The 18,044-nt window shown below is 71.3% G+C and carries 17 protein-coding genes; 8 read left to right on the top strand and 9 right to left on the bottom strand.

All coding sequences use genetic code 11. From position 1 onward, the window contains the following. Positions 1-67: 67 nt before the first annotated feature. Both QRY02_RS24365 and QRY02_RS24360 read right to left on the bottom strand, forming a co-directional pair. Positions 68-505 (bottom strand): MarR family winged helix-turn-helix transcriptional regulator, encoded by a 438-nt coding sequence (locus QRY02_RS24365; protein ID WP_285985173.1) that lies wholly within the window; start codon positions 503-505, stop codon positions 68-70. 421 nt (positions 506-926) lie between these two features. Then, on the bottom strand, positions 927-1,220 hold the full coding sequence (locus QRY02_RS24360) for a hypothetical protein (protein WP_285985172.1): 294 nt from the start codon (positions 1,218-1,220) through the stop codon (positions 927-929). A gap of 58 nt (positions 1,221-1,278) precedes the next feature. Here QRY02_RS24360 and QRY02_RS24355 point away from each other — a divergent pair, with 58 nt between their 5' ends. Then, positions 1,279-3,900, top strand: coding sequence for a valine--tRNA ligase (locus QRY02_RS24355; protein ID WP_285985171.1), 2,622 nt, complete (start codon positions 1,279-1,281; stop codon positions 3,898-3,900). Positions 3,901-4,242: 342 nt separating this feature from the next. Here the strand turns inward: QRY02_RS24355 and QRY02_RS24350 are convergent, their stop codons facing one another. Next, positions 4,243-5,130, bottom strand: coding sequence for a LysR family transcriptional regulator (locus tag QRY02_RS24350; RefSeq protein WP_285985170.1), 888 nt, complete (start codon positions 5,128-5,130; stop codon positions 4,243-4,245). A gap of 86 nt (positions 5,131-5,216) precedes the next feature. Between QRY02_RS24350 and QRY02_RS24345 the strand changes: the two genes are divergently transcribed. Continuing rightward, positions 5,217-5,978, top strand: coding sequence for an alpha/beta fold hydrolase (locus QRY02_RS24345; RefSeq protein WP_285985169.1), 762 nt, complete (start codon positions 5,217-5,219; stop codon positions 5,976-5,978). A gap of 10 nt (positions 5,979-5,988) precedes the next feature. Beyond that, on the top strand, positions 5,989-6,765 hold the full coding sequence (locus QRY02_RS24340; RefSeq protein WP_285985168.1) for an alpha/beta fold hydrolase: 777 nt from the start codon (positions 5,989-5,991) through the stop codon (positions 6,763-6,765). Here the strand turns inward: QRY02_RS24340 and QRY02_RS24335 are convergent. Both QRY02_RS24335 and QRY02_RS24330 read right to left on the bottom strand, forming a co-directional pair. Further along, positions 6,749-7,615, bottom strand: coding sequence for an SGNH/GDSL hydrolase family protein (locus QRY02_RS24335; RefSeq protein WP_285985167.1), 867 nt, complete (start codon positions 7,613-7,615; stop codon positions 6,749-6,751). The two genes, QRY02_RS24340 and QRY02_RS24335, sit on opposite strands and share 17 nt — an antisense overlap. Positions 7,616-7,688: 73 nt before the next feature. Then, the gene (locus QRY02_RS24330) at positions 7,689-8,324 is read right to left on the bottom strand and encodes a class I SAM-dependent methyltransferase (protein ID WP_285985166.1); all 636 of its coding nucleotides are present in this window, start codon (positions 8,322-8,324) and stop codon (positions 7,689-7,691) included. A 73-nt stretch (positions 8,325-8,397) separates the two neighbouring features. Here QRY02_RS24330 and folC point away from each other — a divergent pair, with 73 nt between their 5' ends. Continuing rightward, the gene (gene folC, locus QRY02_RS24325; protein WP_285985165.1) at positions 8,398-10,053 is read left to right on the top strand and encodes a bifunctional tetrahydrofolate synthase/dihydrofolate synthase; all 1,656 of its coding nucleotides are present in this window, start codon (positions 8,398-8,400) and stop codon (positions 10,051-10,053) included. A 50-nt stretch (positions 10,054-10,103) separates the two neighbouring features. Then, complete coding sequence (locus QRY02_RS24320) at positions 10,104-10,460, top strand: DUF4233 domain-containing protein (protein WP_285993905.1); 357 nt, start codon at positions 10,104-10,106, stop codon at positions 10,458-10,460. A gap of 4 nt (positions 10,461-10,464) precedes the next feature. Here the strand turns inward: QRY02_RS24320 and QRY02_RS24315 are convergent, their stop codons facing one another. Genes QRY02_RS24315 through QRY02_RS24305 form a run of 3 tightly spaced genes read right to left on the bottom strand, consistent with a single transcriptional unit; the run spans position 10,465 to position 12,569 of the window. Next, entirely contained in the window at positions 10,465-10,776 is a 312-nt protein-coding gene (locus tag QRY02_RS24315; protein WP_285985164.1) for an ArsR/SmtB family transcription factor, read from the bottom strand. After that, positions 10,773-11,630, bottom strand: a complete 858-nt coding sequence (locus tag QRY02_RS24310; protein ID WP_285985163.1) for a hypothetical protein — start codon at positions 11,628-11,630, stop codon at positions 10,773-10,775. Before QRY02_RS24310 ends, QRY02_RS24315 begins: the two co-directional genes overlap by 4 nt. A 33-nt stretch (positions 11,631-11,663) precedes the next feature. Next, on the bottom strand, positions 11,664-12,569 hold the full coding sequence (locus QRY02_RS24305; RefSeq protein WP_285985162.1) for an SDR family oxidoreductase: 906 nt from the start codon (positions 12,567-12,569) through the stop codon (positions 11,664-11,666). Between the two features lie 88 nt (positions 12,570-12,657). Between QRY02_RS24305 and QRY02_RS24300 the strand changes: the two genes are divergently transcribed. Continuing rightward, on the top strand, positions 12,658-13,227 hold the full coding sequence (locus tag QRY02_RS24300; RefSeq protein WP_285985161.1) for a TetR family transcriptional regulator: 570 nt from the start codon (positions 12,658-12,660) through the stop codon (positions 13,225-13,227). A 260-nt stretch (positions 13,228-13,487) separates the two neighbouring features. On the opposite strand, the gene QRY02_RS24295 is transcribed toward QRY02_RS24300, so the two are convergent. Then, positions 13,488-15,860 carry a penicillin acylase family protein gene (locus tag QRY02_RS24295; RefSeq protein ID WP_285985160.1) on the bottom strand — a complete coding sequence of 791 codons (2,373 nt, stop codon included), beginning with the start codon at positions 15,858-15,860 and terminating at the stop codon, positions 13,488-13,490. Between the two features lie 124 nt (positions 15,861-15,984). Between QRY02_RS24295 and QRY02_RS24290 the strand changes: the two genes are divergently transcribed. Both QRY02_RS24290 and ndk read left to right on the top strand, forming a co-directional pair. Next, on the top strand, positions 15,985-17,541 hold the full coding sequence (locus tag QRY02_RS24290; protein ID WP_285985159.1) for an alkaline phosphatase D family protein: 1,557 nt from the start codon (positions 15,985-15,987) through the stop codon (positions 17,539-17,541). Between the two features lie 59 nt (positions 17,542-17,600). Then, complete coding sequence (gene ndk / locus QRY02_RS24285; protein WP_013228487.1) at positions 17,601-18,011, top strand: nucleoside-diphosphate kinase; 411 nt, start codon at positions 17,601-17,603, stop codon at positions 18,009-18,011. The last annotated feature ends 33 nt before the right edge of the window (positions 18,012-18,044 follow it).

Below are 18,044 nucleotides of genomic sequence, written 5' to 3'. Positions count from 1 at the left end.
GGTGACCAGGCGGGCGCCGAACTTGGCGGGAGCGGTGACGGTGCTCGTGAGGAACTCCTTCGGTGGTTCAGTGCTCGGCGACGCGCTGCAGCAGCGGCAGCACGCGGGTGACGGCGTCGAGCTCGGCGGGGGACAGTTCGTCCAGCAATGCCTGGGCCAGCCACTCGTCGCGGTGCTGCTGGATCCCGCGGACCGTGTCGCGGCCGGCGTCGGACAGGCTGATCACCACGCGCCGCCGGTCGGCCGGATCGGGCGTGCGCGCGAGGTAGCCGAGCTCGTCGAGGACACCGAGGGTGGCGGCCATCGACTGCTGCCGCACGTGCTCGGCGGCGGCCAGCTCACCTTGCGTGGCCGGGCCTTCGCGCAGGAGCCGGTTCAGCACGGCGGACTGCGAGGGCGTCAGGATCCCGGCGTTGTCGACCTGGCGCAGCCGCCGGTGCAGCTGCCCGACGACGCCGCGGATCCAGCCGGCGCTCTCGGCCACGTGCGCAGGTACTTCGCCCATGTACACAGTTTAACTGTGCAGTCCGAGCTGTGTATATGGATGTGACGGATCTTTTGGACCGGGCAGCCGTCGATGGTGGGGACGGGGTACTTCGGGTCGTAGTAGCCGGGGGCGTCCTGGTCACCCGTCGGAGCCGCGGGCGACGGCGGGTTCGCGTAGCCCGGGGCGAGATAGCCCTCCTCGGCGGCCGCGCAGCCCACGGACGAGAGTGCGCTCTGGCCGCCGTCGAGCCACAGGCCCAGGCTGTTCTTCGCGACCCTGGAGCCGGTGACCATGACGTAGGTCTCGTCCACGCGCAGGAAGCTGACGATCTCGTTCGGGCCGGCCAGTGACTTGGGGGGTAGGCGTCGAAGCCGCCGTCCTTCGAGGGCTTCTCGACAAGCCTCGGCGCCAGCTGTTCGCGCTGGTCGGCGGCGAACAGCTACCCGAAGTACGCGAACTCGTTGACGCCGATGCCCTGGATCTGGTGCACGATGATCGCCGCGGCGACCAGGCCGACCACGATGAGCAGGGCCAGCACGCCCGGCCAGCGGCTGTGCCCTGGCTGCTGGAACCCGCCCGACCGGCGCTCGCGCTTGCGGCGCTTCTTCAGGTCCTTCTTCGCGCCCAGCCAGGCGTCCCGTTGGGCGTGCTTCTGCCAGTCCGGGTTCATCAGGTCCGGGTGCGTCTCGAGGCGCCGGTCGTCCGGATCCTGCGGTTGCCGAGGCTCTGCCATCGTCAGAGTGCCTTCCCCCTGGGTGACCCGCCGTGACGGGTTCGTAGACTTGTCCATTGTGACCGAGAACGCTCCGCAGCAGACCACCGACCTTCCGGGTGCCTGGGACCCGGCCGCCGAGGAAGCCCCGATGTACGACCGCTGGGTAGCGGCCGGGTACTTCACGGCCGACGCCTCGTCGGGGAAGCCGCCGTTCTCGATCGTACTGCCGCCCCCGAACGTCACCGGCAGCCTGCACATGGGCCACGCCCTGAACCACACCCTGATGGACGCGATGAGCCGCCGCCGTCGCATGCAGGGCTACGAGGTGCTGTGGCTGCCGGGCATGGACCACGCCGGCATCGCGACGCAGAACGTCGTCGAGCGGCAGCTGGCGGGCGAGGGCCGTTCGCGCCACGACCTGGGCCGCGAGAAGTTCGTCGAGCGCGTCTGGGAGTGGAAGGCCGAGTACGGCGGCAAGATCCTCGGCCAGATGAAGCGCCTGGGCGACGGCGTCGACTGGTCGCGTGAGCGCTTCACCATGGACGAGAACCTCTCGAAGGCCGTCCAGACGGTGTTCAAGAACTTCTTCGACGAGGGCCTGATCTACCGGGCCGAGCGGATCATCAACTGGTGCCCGCGCTGCCAGACGGCGCTGTCGGACATCGAGGTCGACCACAACGACGACGACGGCGAACTCGTGTCGATCCGTTACGGCGACGGCGACAACGCCATCGTGGTGGCCACCACCCGCGCCGAGACGATGCTGGGCGACACCGCGGTCGCCGTCCACCCGGACGACGAGCGGTACGCGCACCTGGTCGGCACCGAGGTCGAGCTGCCGCTGACCGGCCGCCGCATCCCGATCGTGGCCGACAAGCACGTCGACCCGGAGTTCGGCACCGGTGCGGTGAAGGTCACCCCGGCGCACGACCCGAACGACTTCGAGATCGGCCGCCGCCACGACCTGCCGATGCTGACGATCATGAACGAGCGCGCCGAGATCACCGCCCCGGGGCCGTTCGAGGGCCTCGACCGGTTCGAGGCGCGCCCGGCGGTCGTGGCCGCGCTGCGGGAAGCCGGCCGGATCGTCGCCGAGAAGCGCCCGTACGTGCACGCCGTCGGGCACTGCTCGCGGTGCGACACGGTGGTCGAGCCGCGGCTGTCGTTGCAGTGGTGGGTCAAGGTCGAGGAGCTGGCCAAGCTGGCCGGCGACGCGGTCCGCGACGGCCGCACCAAGATCCACCCGCCGGAGCTGGGCAAGCGCTACTTCGACTGGGTCGACAACATGCACGACTGGACGATTTCGCGCCAGCTGTGGTGGGGCCACCGCATCCCGGTGTACTACGGCCCGGACGGTGAAGTGGTGTGCGTCGGCCCGGACGAGCAGCCACCTTCCGGCGACGGCTGGACGCAGGACCCGGACGTCCTGGACACGTGGTTCTCGTCGGGCCTGTGGCCGATGTCGACGCTGGGCTGGCCGTCGTCTTCGGAGGATTTGGCCAAGTTCTACCCGACCAGCGTCCTGTCGACCGGCTACGACATCCTGTTCTTCTGGGTCGTCCGGATGATGATGTTCGGCGTGCACCAGATGGACGGCAAGCAGCCGTTCGACCACGTTTACCTGCACGGGCTGATCCGCGACGCGAACGGCAAGAAGATGTCGAAGTCGCGCGGCAACGTGATCGACCCGCTGGAGTGGATGGACGCGTACGGCGCGGACGCGACCCGCTTCACCCTGGCCCGCGGCGCGAACCCGGGCGCGGACATGGCCCTGGCCGACGAGTGGGCGGCGGGCTCCCGCAACTTCTGCACGAAGCTGTGGAACGCGACGAAGTTCGCGATGATGAACGGGGCTTCGGTCACCGCCCCGCTGCCTCCTGCTTCCGATTTGACGGAGGCGGACCGCTGGATCCTCGGCCGCCTCGGCGCGCTGGTGTCCGAAGTGGACGGCCTGTTCGAGGACTTCCAGTTCGCGAAGGTGGCGGGCGCGCTCTACCAGTTCACCTGGAACGAGCTGTGCGACTGGTACCTGGAGCTGGCGAAGGTCCAGCTGTACCAAGGTGATGCCGCACGCGTCGCCGCGACCCGTTCGGTGCTCGGGCACGTGCTGGACACGGTGCTGCGGTTGCTGCACCCGTTCATCCCGTTCATCACGGAGAAGCTCTGGACGGCACTGACCGGCGGCGAGTCCTTGGTGGTCGCCTCCTGGCCGGCTCCTTTCGAGGGCTACGCGGACTCTTCGGCCGACGCGCGCATCGCGGACGTCCAGAAGCTGGTGACGGAGATCCGCCGCTTCCGCGCGGACCAGGGCTTGAAGCCGGGCCAGAAGGTGGCGGCCCGGCTGGCGGGTTACTCCGGCGGTCACGAATCGGCGATCCGTTCGCTCGTCCGGCTGACCGACCCCGCGGAGGACTTCGCGGCGAGCGCATCGCTCGAGGTGGCCCTGGCGGACGGCGTGGTGACGGTGGAGCTGGACCTGTCGGGCACGGTCGACGTGGCCGCGGAGCGCAAGCGTCTCCAGAAGGACCTCGCGGCGGCGGAGAAGGAGCTGTCGCAGACCGAGGCGAAGCTCGGCAACGAGGCTTTCATCGCGAAGGCTCCGGAGCAGGTGGTGGAGAAGATCAAGACCCGCAAGGCCACGGCGGCGGCGGACATCGACCGCATCACCGCCCGGCTGGCGGCTCTCCCGGCTTCCTGAGGTTGTGGACGCGGCCCGGCACTCTCTCGCGGAGTGCCGGGCTTTGTCGTACCCCTCCCGTAGCGTGGAAATCGGGGACTGCTCAGAAGCCCGCGGAATCGATTCGAGACTGCGCCGACAAGGGGAAGCGTGGTCTTTCCGGTCGGACATACTCGCTGCAGGCGGGCCGAATACCGGTCCTCGGCCGCCCTGAACTGGCAGCAAGAGCTGAGGGTGTCCAGCTGGTCGCCTCCGGCCGCCGACTTGAGGGGAACCGGATGAGGGCGAAGCCGGGGCGTCCGGAGCCGAGCCTGATGCCGACGGGCCGGTCGGCGAGCCGGTGCTTTCGGTGGCCCTGGCTGCTCAGTCAGCCGGCGTCTCCCGTGCGGCTTCGATCAGCGCCACCAGTTCGGGGGTCAGCCGCCGGTCGGCGCCGGTTGCCAGGTACGTCTGCATCCGCGGTGAGGGGTTTCGAAGTGGCCGGAACACCACGCCCGGCACCGGCAGCAGGTTCGCGTGCGCCCGGTAGAAGACCGTCCAGCGTGGACGACCGAATCCCAGTGTCCCCAACGTGTCCTGCGCTGTCGTGAAGTCCGCCCCCAGCACCGGCTCGAAACCCGCCTCCCGGCAGGAGGACATCACCAAGTCGTACAACGGCTGATTGCGCGAAGGCGGGCTCAGCCGCACTGGAAGCGAAGCCAGCGAAGCGAACTCGACCACCGAAGAAGAAGCCAGCGGATGAGACGCAGGGAGCGCCACGAGGACCTCGTCCATCCACAGCGGAGTGAGGTCCAGCCCCGGAGAAGGCCAGGCGCCTCGCACGATGGTCGCATCCAGAGAACCGTCCCGGACCCGTTGCAGCCGCTGAAGAGTCGGCGCGTGGAGCAGCTCCAACGAAGCCGAAGGTGCCAAGCGGGCGAACGCCCCCAGTACCTTGTCCAGCCGATCGCCCAGACCCTCGCTCGTCCCCAGCCGGACCAAAGCCCCGGACGGCCGGAACTCCGCAACCGAGTCCACCGCCCGGTCCGCGGCCGCCAGTACCGCCCGCGCCTGCGGCAGGAACCGCTGCCCGGCCTCCGTCAACGACACGCTGCGCGTCGTGCGCGAGAGCAGCGTCACCTCCAGCTCCCGCTCCAACCGCCGGATCTGCTGGCTCACCGCGGGCTGGACGATGTGCAGCCGCTCGGCCGCGCGGCCGAAGTGCAGTTCCTCCGCCACCGTCACGAAGTACCTCAGCTGACGCAGCTCCACGCCGCCCCCATTCATCAGGCTTCGTGATCAGTGTAGGAGCGGACTGCTCATCGAAAACCCGAGCCCCGAAGGCTTCCATGAACGGCATGCCCTACTTGGACGTCAACGGAACCCGCCTCCACTACGAAGACGCCGGCGCCGGTCCCGCGCTGCTGCTCCTGCACGGCTGGGGGACCAGCGGCCGCGTCTGGTACTCGTGCCTGCCCGATCTCGTGCGCGACCACCGCGTCATCACCCTCGACTGGCGCGGGTGCGGCCGCTCGGACCACCCTGCCGACGGCAACACCATCGACGGCGTCACGGCCGATCTCGTGAAGACCATCGAGGCGCTGAAGATCAAACCGACCGTCGTCGGGTCGAGCATCGGCGGCGTCTTCGCCACCGAGCTGGCTCTAGCGCGGCCGGACCTGGTCGAGCGGGTTGTCGCGGTCGACAGCCCCGGGTACTGGCCGAGCACCGGCATGCGCGACCAGGTCGACGACCTGCGCCGACAGCTCGTCGACGATCGGGCCGGCACGGTGGCGGGCTGGGTGCCGGGCTGGTTCGCCCCCGGCGCCGCGCGCGAGCTCGTCGACTGGACCGTCCGCCAGCTGCTCGACTCCGGTGCCTACATCGACGAGCTGTTCACCGAGTGCACCACCTACGACCCGCGGCCCCGGCTCAAGGACCTCGCCGTCCCGATCACCTACCTGCACGGCGAACTGGACGCGCAGATCCCGCTCGAAGTGCCGCGCACCTGCGCCGCGGAGACGCCCGGCGCCCGCGTGCACGTGCTCGCCGGCTGCGGGCACGTGCCGCACCAGGAAAACCCGCGCGCGTTCACCGCCGCCCTCCGCGAAATCGCCTGAAGGGACGACCATGCCGAAAGTGACGCTCGGAGACACCGTCGTCCACTACGACCGGACCGGCGACGGCCCCGCGCTGCTCCTGCTGCACGGCACCGCCGCGTCCCGCGAACAGTGGGGCCCGCTCACCGCGCAGGCGACCGGGTTCACCGTCCTCGCTCCCGACTTCCCCGGCTCCGGCCTGACCACCGACGACGGCGGCCCGATCACCGTCGAGACCCTCGCTGCCCAGGCCGAAGCCGTCTTGGACGACGCCGGAATCGGGCAAGCCCACGTCGTCGGGCACTCACTCGGCGGGGTGGTGGCGGCCCACCTGGCCGGTACCCGCCCGGACCGCGTCCGGTCGGCGGTCCTGCACGCTGCCTGGCCCGCGACGGACGTCCGGCAGGACGCCGAGTTCCGCTACTGGCTGGACCTGCTCGAAACGGGGACGTTCGCCCGGATGCTCCCGCTGATGGCGTTCGGGCCGCGCTACTGGGAGCAGGCCACCGCCGAGAGCAACGAACAGCTCGTCAAGACCCTGGAAACGGTGATCCAGCCCGGCGCGGACCGGCAGATCGAAACCGATCGCGCGGTCGACCTGCGGCCCGTGCTCGGCCGGATCTCCGCGCCGGTGCTGGTGCTCGGCAGCGCGCACGACCGGATCGTCACGGCGGGCCAGCAGCGGGAGCTGGTCGCCGCGATCCCGGACGCGCGCGCCGCCGAGATCGACGCGGGGCACGGCGCCCCGGCCGAGCTGCCGGACGAGTTCGCCCGGCTGGTGCTGGACTTCGTCAGCGCAGCGCCTTGAGCACCACGGCCGCCACGCCGGCCATCCCGGCTTGGAACGGGTGGTAGGCGGCCGCCGCGAGGATGTTCTGGTCCTTGCCGTTGATCCACGCCGAGCCGCCGCGCGCGCAGGCGTCGTGGCCGCGTGACGGGCCGAAGGTGTCGACGTACTCCGCGGCGCCGTCCGCGGCCGCGTCCGCGAGGGCCGCGTTGAGATCGCTCTCGAGGCGGTTCAACCAGGCGTAGTCGCCTTCGGCGAAGGGGAGGATGGCCGGGCAGGAGCCGCTCTCCGGCGCGATCCGCGGGTAGCCCACGACGATCACCCGCGCTCCGGGCGAGCGCTGGTGGATCGCGGCGAGGACGGCCTCGATCCGCGGCTGGATGGCGGTGACGGCCATCTGCACGGTGTCGACGCCGTTGACGGTGAAGTGCTTTTCGCAGGGATTGCCGGTCGGGGCGCCCTCGCGCAGCCCCGGGCACGTCGCGAGGACCCGGCCGAAGAGGCCGAAGTCGTTGCCCCCGATGCCGACGGTGACCAGGTCGGTGTCGAGGCGCAACGCATCCAGCTGGGGAGCGTTCGTGCCGTTGAACGACACCTTCTGCGGCTCGGTCATCGAGCCGGTGACGGCACCGGCGCAGCTGACGTCGGTGAACACGCCGGGCTTCAGCGCGGCCGCCACGACCGACGGGTAGTTCGCCGTCGACCGCCCGCAGCCGAGCGGGTCGGACCGTTGCATCGGGATGAACGGCCCGGAGGTGTAGGAATCACCCAGGGCGACGTAGTGGTGGATCCCCGCCGCCGACGCGGGGCCCGGGGTGGTGAGCAGGACGGCTGCCGAGGAGACGGCGACGAGCAGCCGGGTGATGCGCATGAAGACCCCGTTCTCGCTGGTGGAAACGCTGCCTCCACTTGTAGCGAGCCCGGGACGCAGACGGGGATGAACTTCACCCGCCAGTCGGGTCACCGTCGCCCTGTTCACGGTAAGTGATCAAGGTGCGCCAGAAGAGCAGCGGCCGGACCGTGCTCCCGGGCAGCAGCCGGGCCGACTCGCGGCGCAGCTCGGCGATCGTGGGGAACCGGAACAGCGTGGGTGCCTGCGGGCCGGCCTCCCCGCCACCGTTGAGCTGCTCGCCCGCATGCACGACCAGCCGCGCCAGCGCGTTGAGCGGCACGGCCGCCAGCTCCCGCGCCCAGTCCACCGGGCTGCTCGGCCGGGCCGGGGTCAGCACCACGAGCACCCCGCCCGGCACCAGCGCGCGGCGCAGCTTGACGACCGTTTCGAACGGCATGTGGTGCAGCGACGCCAGGCACGAGATGTAGTCGTAGTGGGCCTCGGGCAGGGCGTCGGTGGTGACGTCGGCCTGCCGGTAGACGATCTCGCCGGGCCCCGGCGATCCCAGCCCGGCCGCCGCCTCGACCATCGCCGCCGAGACGTCGACCGCCTCCACGGCCATGCCGGTCGCGGCCAGCCGCCGCGCGAACCGGCCGGTGCCGCACCCGACGTCCAGCGCGATCCCCGGGCCGGGCGGCAGCAGGTCCAGCAGCAGCGGGTGGTAGTGGTCGTTGTGGTTGAACGGCATGCGTCGAGAGTGCCACCAGCCACGCACGTAGACTCGGAACGCAAGTGCGAAACCCCAGGCCGGAGGAGATTCAGTGCCGCAGGATGAGACAGGTCGCAGGCCGGACCTGTCGGATCTGGACAGTTTCGCGGGTGTCGACGAGCTGGGTGCCCAGGGGTACGAGGACTCGGACGACCACGACCCGGAGCTGGACGCGCGGGACACCGCGTTCGACGTGGGCGGCGGCTCGCGCGGCGGGATCGGCGGTGTCGGCCAGCTCGGCGACAACCTCGCCACCGGGCCGGTGCCCGACCTCACCGTGCCCGAGGACGCCGAGCTGCACGAGCTCGACGACCAGGGCGAGCCCGAGGTGTACGGCAGCCCGGACGGCCCCGAAGCGCGGCGCGAGCTGATGGCCGTCGAGGCCGAGCTGAACCAGCGCTGGCCGGAGACGAAGATCGAGCCGTCGCTGACCCGCATTTCGGCGCTCACGCAGCTGCTGGGCGAGCCGAACCGCGGTTACCCGGTGCTGCACGTGGCCGGCACGAACGGCAAGGGCTCCACGGCCCGGATGATCGACGCCCTGCTGACCCGGATGGGCCTGCGCGTCGGCCGCTACACCAGCCCGCACCTGCAGCTGGTCACCGAACGGATCGCGCTCGACGGCCGGCCGATCTCCGCCGCGCGCTACGCCGAGCTGTGGAACGACATCGCGCCGTACGTGTCCATGGTGGACGGTGCGTCCGCGGACGGCGTCGCGATGAGCAAGTTCGAGATCCTCACCGGGATGGCGTTCGCCGCGTTCGCCGACGCCCCGGTGGAGGCCGCGGTGCTCGAAGCGGGCCTGGGCGGAGCCTGGGACGCCACGAACGTCGCGGACGCCGACGTCGCCGTCATCACCCCGATCGGCCTCGACCACGTCGAGTACCTCGGCCCGGACATCCTCGGCGCGGCGCGCGAAAAGGCGGGCATCATCAAGCCCGGCTCGGTCGCGGTGATCGGCGAGCAGGACCCCGAGGTGCTGAAGGTGCTGCTGGAGCGCGCCGTCGAGGTCGACGCCGCGGTCGCCCGCGCGGGCAGCGAGTTCGGCGTGCTGGAGAAGGAGATCGCCGTCGGCGGGCAGCTGCTGAAGCTGCAGGGCCTCGGCGGCGTGTACGACGAGATCTTCCTCCCGCTGCACGGCGCCCACCAGGCCGCGAACGCCGCACTGGCGCTGGCCGCGGTCGAGGCGTTCTTCGGCGCGGGCAAGGACAGGCAGCTGGTCGTCGAGGCGGTGCGCGAAGCGTTCGCCGAGGTCGAGACACCGGGACGGCTCGAGCGCGTCCGCGCGGCGCCCACGGTGCTGCTCGACGCGGCGCACAACCCGCACGGCGCCCGGGCCCTCGCGACGACGGTGTCCGAGGAGTTCGCCTTCCGCCGCCTGGTCGCGGTGGTCGGCGTGATGGCCGAAAAGGACGCCCACGGCATCCTCGACGCGCTGGAGCCGGTGGTGTCGGACATCGTCGTGACGCGCAACTCCTCGCCACGTTCGATGCCGCTGGAGGAGCTGAACGAGCTGGCGATCTCGGTGTTCGGCGAAGACCGCGTCGTCGCCGAGACGGACCTGGAGACGGCGATCGAGACGGCGATCGCGCTGGTGGAGACCAACGACGACCCCGAGGAGCCCCTGGCGGGCGGCGGCGTGCTGGTCACGGGCTCGGTGGTCACGGCGGGCGAGGCGCGCACGCTGTTCGGGAAGGAGCCGGCGTGACGTCGCCTTCGCCTTCGCCCTCGCCGGAGACGCCCAAGCCGAAGGACCCGATGAAGGGCTTCCGCGGCGTGATGTCCGGGACGCTGATCATGGAAGCGATCACGGTCGCCCTGGCCCTGCCGGTGGTGAACAAGCTCGGCGGCGGGATCTCGACGGGCACCGGCTGGACGGTCATCGCGGTGGCCGTCCTGCTGGTCGTGACGTGCGGGTTCGTCAAGCGCCCGTGGGCCGTGCCGCTGATCCTCGGCCTGCAGGTGGTGCTCATCGCGCTGGCGTTCTGGCTGCCGGCCATCGCGGTGCTGGGCGTGATCTTCCTGGCGGTGTGGTTGTGGCTGCTGTGGCTGCGGCGGGACGTCGCCCGCCGCATGGCGGCCGGGACGTTGGCGAGTCAGCAGCCCCAGCCCTGACTTCTCACGGGTGCGGGTCCGCTTGGCAGGCCCGCACCTCGGTGGTGAGGGCGTCGAGCGCGTCGAGGGCGTCGGCCGGAACGTCGAGGCGGTAGATCCGGTGCGGGCCCGACCGGGCCACCGCCAGCAGCCGGGCGTCGAGCAGCACCCGCAGGTGCCGTGACACCGTGGACTGCGGCAGCCCCAGTGCCTCCTGGACCTCGCCGACCGTGGCGGACCCGCCCCGGTCGAGGAACACGCCGATGATCCGGACCCGGGTCGCTTCGCCGAGTGCCCGCAGCACGGGCAGTGCGGTGGTGAGCGCGTCCTGGATCACGCGCTCACCCGCTCCAGCAGCTCTTCGAGCTCGCCGGTCGGGAGTCCGTGGCGCCCGCCCAGGTCCGCCCAGTCACGCAGCATGCGCACGGTCTGCGCGCCGTGTCCGCCGAAGTGACCGCGCAGGTAGCGCTGGACGTCGAAGGGTGCCAGCCGGGGCAGCACGGTCAGGGCCGCGCGCACGGCGTGCGGACGGACCGGCCGCGGGCTCGGACCGCCGAACCCGGCCGCGACCGCGTTCCGTGCCTGGGTCGCGGCGAGCGCGAGGCTCCGCGAGTTCCGGCGAGCCGCCGCGATGTCGAAGTCCGCGGCGTGCAGCCCGGCCACGACGGGCATCGTCGCGGCCGCGGACCCCAGCGGAGCCGCGAGCGGTGCGGATCGCGACCACTTCCCGTCGCCGAACAGGGACCGCAGGGGCGCCGCCGCGGGACCGGCGATCGTGAACCGGACCCGCCCGGGCGGCCACCACCACGTCGGATCGGCGCCGCCGGCGAAGAACTCGGGCACCACCAGGCCCCACGGCCGGTCACCCGCCAGCTCGCGAAGCAGTTCCACCTCCGACGGCACTTGCGTGACCGCGGCGACGATCGGCGACTGCCCGAGCAGCTCGGCGACGCCTGGTGAGGCGGGCGAGGCCGTGCTGATCACCACGTCCCAGCCCGCTGCCCGTTTGCCGGCGGTCACCAGGTCGACCGTCCGCTGCTCGACGGGACGAGTGGGGCGCAGCCGGCGGGTCCGGACGAGCCGGGACTCCGCCGTCCGCTCGCGCACCGCGAACCCGACCTGGTGGCTCTCGGCCGACGACGTCGCCAGCACCCGGGCCACCGGGCCCTGACCCACCACGAGAACACGCATGTGCGCACTATATCCGCATATCCGGATATGATGCTAGGACGCTGCCCGGAGGTAGTCGCCGCGTTCGATGTCGTCGAGCAGGGTCGGCCGGGTGGGCGACCAGCCGAGCAACTCCTGCGTGAACGTGCTGGAAACGGGCGCGTCGAAGCCGTAGACCGAGGCCATGAACGGGCTCGCGTAGTGCCCGGCGGCCTCGTCCGGTGTCAGCGAAACCGCGGGCAGGTCCAGGCCGCGCCCGATCGTCTCGGCGATGCTCCGGAACGGGACGTTTTCGGCGGTCCCGTGCAGCACAGTGCCGGCCGGAGCGGCTTCCAGGGCCAGGCGGAACAGGACCGCCGCGTCGAGCCGGTGGACCGCGGGCCAGCGGTTGCCGCCGTCGCCGACGTAGGCCGACTTCCCGGTCTTGCGGGCGGTGGCGACGAGCATGCCGATGAAGCCGTGGTCCGCAGGGCCGTGGACGGTGGGCGCGAGCCGGACGACGCTCGCGCGCACGCCCTGCTCGGCGAACGCCAGGCAGGCCCGCTCGCCCGCGATCCGGAAGGGCGCGATCCCGGCCGGGTCGGGCTCGTCCCGCTCGGTGCTCACCCGCCCGGCGGGCATGACCAGGGTGCCGGACGTGCTGACGAACGGCTTGCCCGAGCCGGCCAACGCCCGGCCGAGCGTCTCGATCGCGGTCCGGTCGCGCCGCATCATGTCGTCGGGGTCGCTGAAGTCGCCGCCGAAGGCCATGTGCAGGACGCCGTCGGCGGCTTCGGCGCCGCTGCGCAAGGTGTCGAGATCGTCGAGCGAGCCGGGGTGCGGAGTGGCGCCGAGCGATTCCAGCCGGGCGGCCGCCCGGTCCGAACGGGCGAGGCCGGTGACGGCGTGGCCGGCCGCGACCAGTTCGGCGACGACGGCGGGGCCGGTCAGGCCGGAACCGCCGGTGACGAAGACGTGCATGGACGTGCTCCCGATGTAGTGACAGTGACTGACGCTACCGACTGTACCTCGTAGCGTCAGTCACTGACGCTACGAGTAAGCTGACGACGTGCCACGCAGCGGAGAAGAAGCGCGCCGCCGCCTCCAGCAGGCGGCCTTGCAGTTGTACGAAGAGCGTGGTTTCGACCGGACCACGACGGCCGAGATCGCCGCCAGGGCCGGCGTCACCGAGCGCACGTTCTTCCGGCACTTCCCGGACAAGCGCGAAGTGCTGTTCGACGGCGAAGCCGCCCTGCGCGCGGACTTGACCCGGTCGGTGGCCGACGCGCCCGAGGGCATGCCGCCGCTCGAAGTCCTGATCCGCGCCTTCCGCAAGGCCGGGAGCCGCCTGGAGGAGAACCGGCCGTTCGCCGAGCCGCGGCTGGCGGTCATCGCCGCGACCCCGGCGTTGCGGGAGCGCGACCTGGCCAAGGCCGCGGCGATGGCCGACGCCCTGGCGGCGGCACTGCGCGAACGCGGAGTCGGCGACCGGCTCGCCGCGCTGGCCGCCCACGTCGGCTGGGTCACCTTCCACCACGCGGCCGGAGCCTGGATCCGGGAATCCGAGCGCAGCCTGGACGAGCACCTCGACGAGGCCTTCGCCGATCTGCGTGCGCTGTCGGCGGAGGCGAGCGGCTGAGCGCCCGCCTCCGCCGAGGCGACGTTCCCGTGGTGTCAAGCCGCACGAGCGGCCGATGTGGGTCGAGTTGACGGCCGGTGTAGCGCTTGAGGCAGCAATTGATCTCTCGGTCGGTTTGCCCTTTGCTTCCAGCCCGCGGATGCGGCGAGCCAGGGGCGCAGCGTGGCGAGCAGGTGTCGGCCGGCTCCGGCCGGACCGGTCACGCCCGCTGCTGTCCCCGCCGGCCCATCACCACCAGGCCGGCTTGACCACTCTCACACTCAGCGCAGCACGACGATCCGCAGCGCGGGGGAGCGCAGGATGTCGGCTTCGCAGAACCGGCCCTTCACCCACTCCCCTCGGCTGTAGAGCTTCGTCTGGTCACTGAAGTACGGCGACGCCGGATTGGCCGACTGCGAATACGTCAGCAACGTCGAGGTGTCCGGGCACCCGTGCCCGCTGAACCCCACCACCTGGATGAAGCTGGACCCGTGCGCGACCTCGGTGTTGCCCCGTGCCGGGTCCCACACCGGCGTCATCACGTTGAGGACCCCGAGGAAGCCCTGGGCGCCGTGGATCGGGATGCGCTCGCCGTTGCGTGTGACCGCTTGGCCGTCGCGCAGCCGGGCGTCCGGTGCCAGTCCCGCCGCGTGCAGCTCCGCGAGCGCGTCCCCGAACGCCTTCTGGACGTCCGGGTTCCCGACGTTGAGCGTGTTCGGCGTCGTCACGGGCGCCTTCGGGTCGAACGGCACGGTGAACCGGGACAGCCCGCCGAGCCGGGTGGCGAACCGCTGGAACAGCAGCGAACCCCGGCTGTCGAGCGAATACGTGTGGTCCCAGTTCGCCAGCGCGGTGCACGCGGGGCCGACCGGGACCGGGCCGGACGACGACGGGGCCTGCCCGCCCGGGAACGACGCGCACAGCTTCGCCAGGTCTGCCGCCGCCAGGTCGGCGAACTGGCTGTGGTCGGCGAAGAGCATCTTCTTCATCGAGTCCGTGGTGAACTTGCTCGCTTCGGCCGTGAGCAGCGCTTCGCGGGTGCGCGGGGAGCGCTCGGTGTCCTGATCGCTGACGATCCGCGGGAAACCGGTGAGCGGAGCCCGGGCGTTCGCGAGCCAGGCGCTGTCGTTGGCGTTCAGCTCGTAGTCCCGCCGCTGCTGCTGCGGCAGCCGCGACGGCGCGAAGATCCCCGGCTCCAGCGCGCCCGGGTCCGAACCCCACTGACAGGACGATCGTGATCCGTCCAAAATGGCCAGTCCGTCGGCGGCGAGCGTCTCCCGCCCGGCCGGTGTGCTGCAGCTGCGGGCCAGTTCGTCGGTGACGTGCGGGACGACCTGGATGTCGGCGTAGAGCGCGTTGCCCGCCCGGTCGGTGGCGATCGTGTTCACCCACGGCACGCCCTGCGTGCTGCTGAGCGCGCGGACGACGTCGGCCGTGCTGCGCGCCTGGTCGAGTTCGAACCACGTGTTCAACCCGCGCAGGTTGGTCGCGTTGGCGTCGCGCAGCGCGTACGCCGACTTCGCCGTCCACGGCACCGGGAACCCGCCGACGTCGTTCAGCACCGGGCCGTACCGCGTCGACCAGAAGGTCTGGCGGACCGGCTTCAGCGTCCCGTCGGCTTGGCGCACCTGGACCGTGACCTCGCGGGAGGTCATCTTCTCGGCTTTGCCGTCGACCACGTACGTCGTCGGGTCACCGGCCGCCAGCGGCACCTCGAACAGGCCGAACGTGACCGGTGTGGACACCGTGTGCGTCCAGGCCGCGTCCGCGGTGTGCCCGATCATCACGAACGGCATGCCGAGCAGGCTCGCCCCGGCCACGTCGACCCGGCCGGGAATGGTGAGCTGGCTCTGCCAGAACCGCCGCCCGTCGTGCCACGGGTAGTGCGGGTTGCCGAGCAGCACACTGCCCTTGCCCGCCGCGGTTCCCTCGGCGCCGATCGCGATGCCGTTGCTGCCGAGCCCGCCCTTGCCGAGCCCGTCACGCAGGCTCGCCGACAGCTGCGCGGCCGTGCCCGGGCTCGCGGTCGCCGTGCCGGACGGCGGCGCCGCGAACAGCCCTTCGGTGACGAAGCCCAGGCCTCCGGTGACGGCGATCGAGTAGAAGTGGCGGTAGAAGTCCTGTTCGCTGATCGGCCGGACCCAGTCCGCGCCGCGGCAGGCCGGATCGGTGATCCCGGACCGGCCGGTGCGGGCCAGGAAGGCGTTGAACCCCTTGACATAGCCGGAAACGATCTGCCGGACCTCGGGCCGCGGTCCCTGCGGCGCGGGCTGCGCGACCAGCCGGTCGACCACGCCGGAGTCGTTGAGCTGCTGGAAGAACAGGTCGCTGTGCAGGTTGTTCTTCGCCTCGGACAGCGATGGATAGCCCTCGCCGTCCGGGCCGAAGTACCGCGACCGCTGCGCGCTCACCGTGACGTAGATCTTCGCGAGCTCGCAGACGTTGTCGGTCGCCGCCGCGTAGCCGTACCCGTAACCGAGACCGGCGAAGTCCTTGGCGACGATGTGCGGGATGCCGTGTTCGGTGTAGCGCAGGACGGCTTTCGCGCTGTCTTCCCCGGCTGTTGCGACGCCGGTGCTGAGTGTGGTGACCGCCGCTGTTGTCAAACACAGCGCAGCCGCGAAAATGGCCAGCGCCTTCCGGATGTGCGTCATTCGTACCCCCTTGTCGTGATCACCACGCTACCGACGGCGATCGCCGCGGGGTATGGGGGAAAACCCCAATGTTCGTTCACCCGCACGCAAGCCGGTGTTGGCCGCGGCGGGATAGAAACCGCGCATGACCGAACCGAACTGCCACTCCCGCCGCACGCTCCTCAAGGCCGGGCTGACCGGCGCCTCCGCGGTCGCCGCCGGCCTCGTCGTGCCGTCCACGGCCTTCGCCACGGTCCCGCTCGTCCGCCGCGACCGGCCGGTGCTCACCCACGGCGTCCAGTCCGGCGACGTCACGCCGGGCTCGGCGATCGTCTGGTCGCGCGCGGACCGGCCGTCACGCCTGGTCGTCGAGATCGCGCGGGACCCGTCGTTCCGGCACGCCCGGCGCGTGCCCGGCCCGCTGGTGGGCCCCGGCAGCGGCGGCACCGGCCGCGTGCGCGTCGCGGCACTGGCACCCGGCACCGAGTACCACTACCGCGTCACCGCCGAAGCCCTGGACGGGCGCGCCACGAGCGAGCCGCTGACCGGCCGGTTCGCCACCGCGCCGGTGGGCCGCCGCGACGCGCGCATCCTGTGGTCGGGCGACGTCGTCGGCCAGAACTGGGGGATCAACCCGGCCCTGGGCGGGATGACGATCTTTTCCGCGATGGCCGCCCGCTGCCCGGACCTGTTCCTGCACAGCGGCGACACGGTGTACTCCGACGGCCCGCTCACCGAGACCGTCACCCTCCCCGGCGGCCGGACCTGGCGCAACGTCGTCACCCCGGAGAAGGCGAAGGTCGCCGAGACCCTGGACGAATTCCGCGGCCAGCACGCCTACAACCGGCTCGACGACAACTTCAAGCGCTTCGCCGCGCAGGTGCCCGCCTACGTCCAGTGGGATGATCACGAGGTCTTGAACAACTGGTACCCGGGCAAGATCCTCGACAACCCGGCCTACACCGAGAAGCGCGTCGACGTCCTCGCGCCGCGGGCGTACCAGGCGTTCCACGAGTGGCACCCGATCGACTCGCGCCGGGCCGTCGACGGCCGCGTCTACCGCAGCTTCACCTACGGCTCGCGCGTCGAAATCTTCGTGCTGGACATGCGGACCTACCGCAACGCCAACACCGCGGACCAGACGAAGCCCGGCTACATCCTCGGCGACGCGCAGGCGCGCTGGCTGGCCGACGCGCTCGGCCGCAGCACGGCCACCTGGAAGATCGTCCAGGCCGACATGCCGCTGGGCCTGGTCGTCCCGGACGGCACCAACATCGAAGCCGTGGCGAACAACCTGCCGGGCGCACCCGGTGGCCGGGAGACGGAACTGGCGTGGGTGCTGCGGGAAATCCAGCGCCGCCGCGTCCGCAACGTCGTCTGGCTGACCGCGGACGTCCACTACACCGCAGCGCACCACTACTCACCCGACCGGGCCGCCTTCCAGGACTTCGACCCGTTCTGGGAGTTCGTGTCCGGTCCGCTGAACGCGGGCGCGTTCGGGCCGAACGCGCTGGACCCGACGTTCGGTCCCCAAGCGGTGTTCGTGCACGCCCCGCCGGCGGCGAACACGGCCCCGATCGACGGCTTCCAGCACTTCGGCGAGCTGAACGTCGACGGCGCGAGCGGCGACCTCACGGTCGATCTCCGCGACGCCACCGGGGCGTCGCTGTGGTCGAAGACACTGCACCCGGCAGGACGCTGAGCAGGGTCGGCTACGCTCACGCGCACCGATACGCACCCGTACCAAGGAGAAATACCGTCGTGACTGAACGCACGCTGGTCCTGGTCAAGCCCGATGGCGTCGCGCGCGGCCTCGTCGGCGAAGTCATCTCGCGGATCGAGCGCAAGGGCCTCAAGCTCGCCGCGGTCGAACTGCGGACCGTCCCGCAGGCGCTGGCCGAGGAGCACTACGCCGAGCACAAGGAGCGTTCGTTCTTCGGCGACCTGCTCGAGTTCATCACCTCGGGCCCGCTCGTCGCGCTCGCCGTCGAGGGCCCGCGCGCCATCGCCGCGTTCCGCCAGCTGGCCGGCGGCACCGACCCGGTCGAGAAGGCCACCCCGGGCACCATCCGCGGCGACTTCGCGCTGGAGACCCAGTACAACCTGGTCCACGGGTCGGACTCGCCGGAGTCGGCCGAGCGCGAGCTGAAGCTCTGGTTCCCCGACCTGTGATGCCGTGAACCGGGGCCACGTCCGCGTGGCCCC

Source organism: Amycolatopsis sp. DG1A-15b (assembly GCF_030285645.1).
In the GTDB taxonomy this organism is placed as follows: Bacteria; Actinomycetota; Actinomycetes; order Mycobacteriales; family Pseudonocardiaceae; genus Amycolatopsis.
Note: the sequence above shows the minus strand (reverse complement) of the source record. Positions and strands in the feature narration are given on the sequence as shown.

Excerpts from the sequence above, each read along its gene's own strand:
- QRY02_RS24365 (WP_285985173.1), bottom strand. The coding sequence starts at position 505 with ATGGGCGAAGTACCTGCGCACGTGGCCGAGAGCGCCGGCTGGATCCGC.
- QRY02_RS24360 (WP_285985172.1), bottom strand. The coding sequence starts at position 1,220 with ATGGCAGAGCCTCGGCAACCGCAGGATCCGGACGACCGGCGCCTCGAG.
- QRY02_RS24345 (WP_285985169.1), top strand. The coding sequence starts at position 5,217 with ATGCCCTACTTGGACGTCAACGGAACCCGCCTCCACTACGAAGACGCC.
- QRY02_RS24340 (WP_285985168.1), top strand. The coding sequence starts at position 5,989 with ATGCCGAAAGTGACGCTCGGAGACACCGTCGTCCACTACGACCGGACC.
- QRY02_RS24335 (WP_285985167.1), bottom strand. The coding sequence starts at position 7,615 with ATGCGCATCACCCGGCTGCTCGTCGCCGTCTCCTCGGCAGCCGTCCTG.
- QRY02_RS24330 (WP_285985166.1), bottom strand. The coding sequence starts at position 8,324 with ATGCCGTTCAACCACAACGACCACTACCACCCGCTGCTGCTGGACCTG.
- QRY02_RS24320 (WP_285993905.1), top strand. The coding sequence starts at position 10,104 with ATGAAGGGCTTCCGCGGCGTGATGTCCGGGACGCTGATCATGGAAGCG.
- QRY02_RS24310 (WP_285985163.1), bottom strand. The coding sequence starts at position 11,630 with ATGCGTGTTCTCGTGGTGGGTCAGGGCCCGGTGGCCCGGGTGCTGGCG.
- QRY02_RS24305 (WP_285985162.1), bottom strand. The coding sequence starts at position 12,569 with ATGCACGTCTTCGTCACCGGCGGTTCCGGCCTGACCGGCCCCGCCGTC.
- QRY02_RS24295 (WP_285985160.1), bottom strand. The coding sequence starts at position 15,860 with ATGACGCACATCCGGAAGGCGCTGGCCATTTTCGCGGCTGCGCTGTGT.
- QRY02_RS24290 (WP_285985159.1), top strand. The coding sequence starts at position 15,985 with ATGACCGAACCGAACTGCCACTCCCGCCGCACGCTCCTCAAGGCCGGG.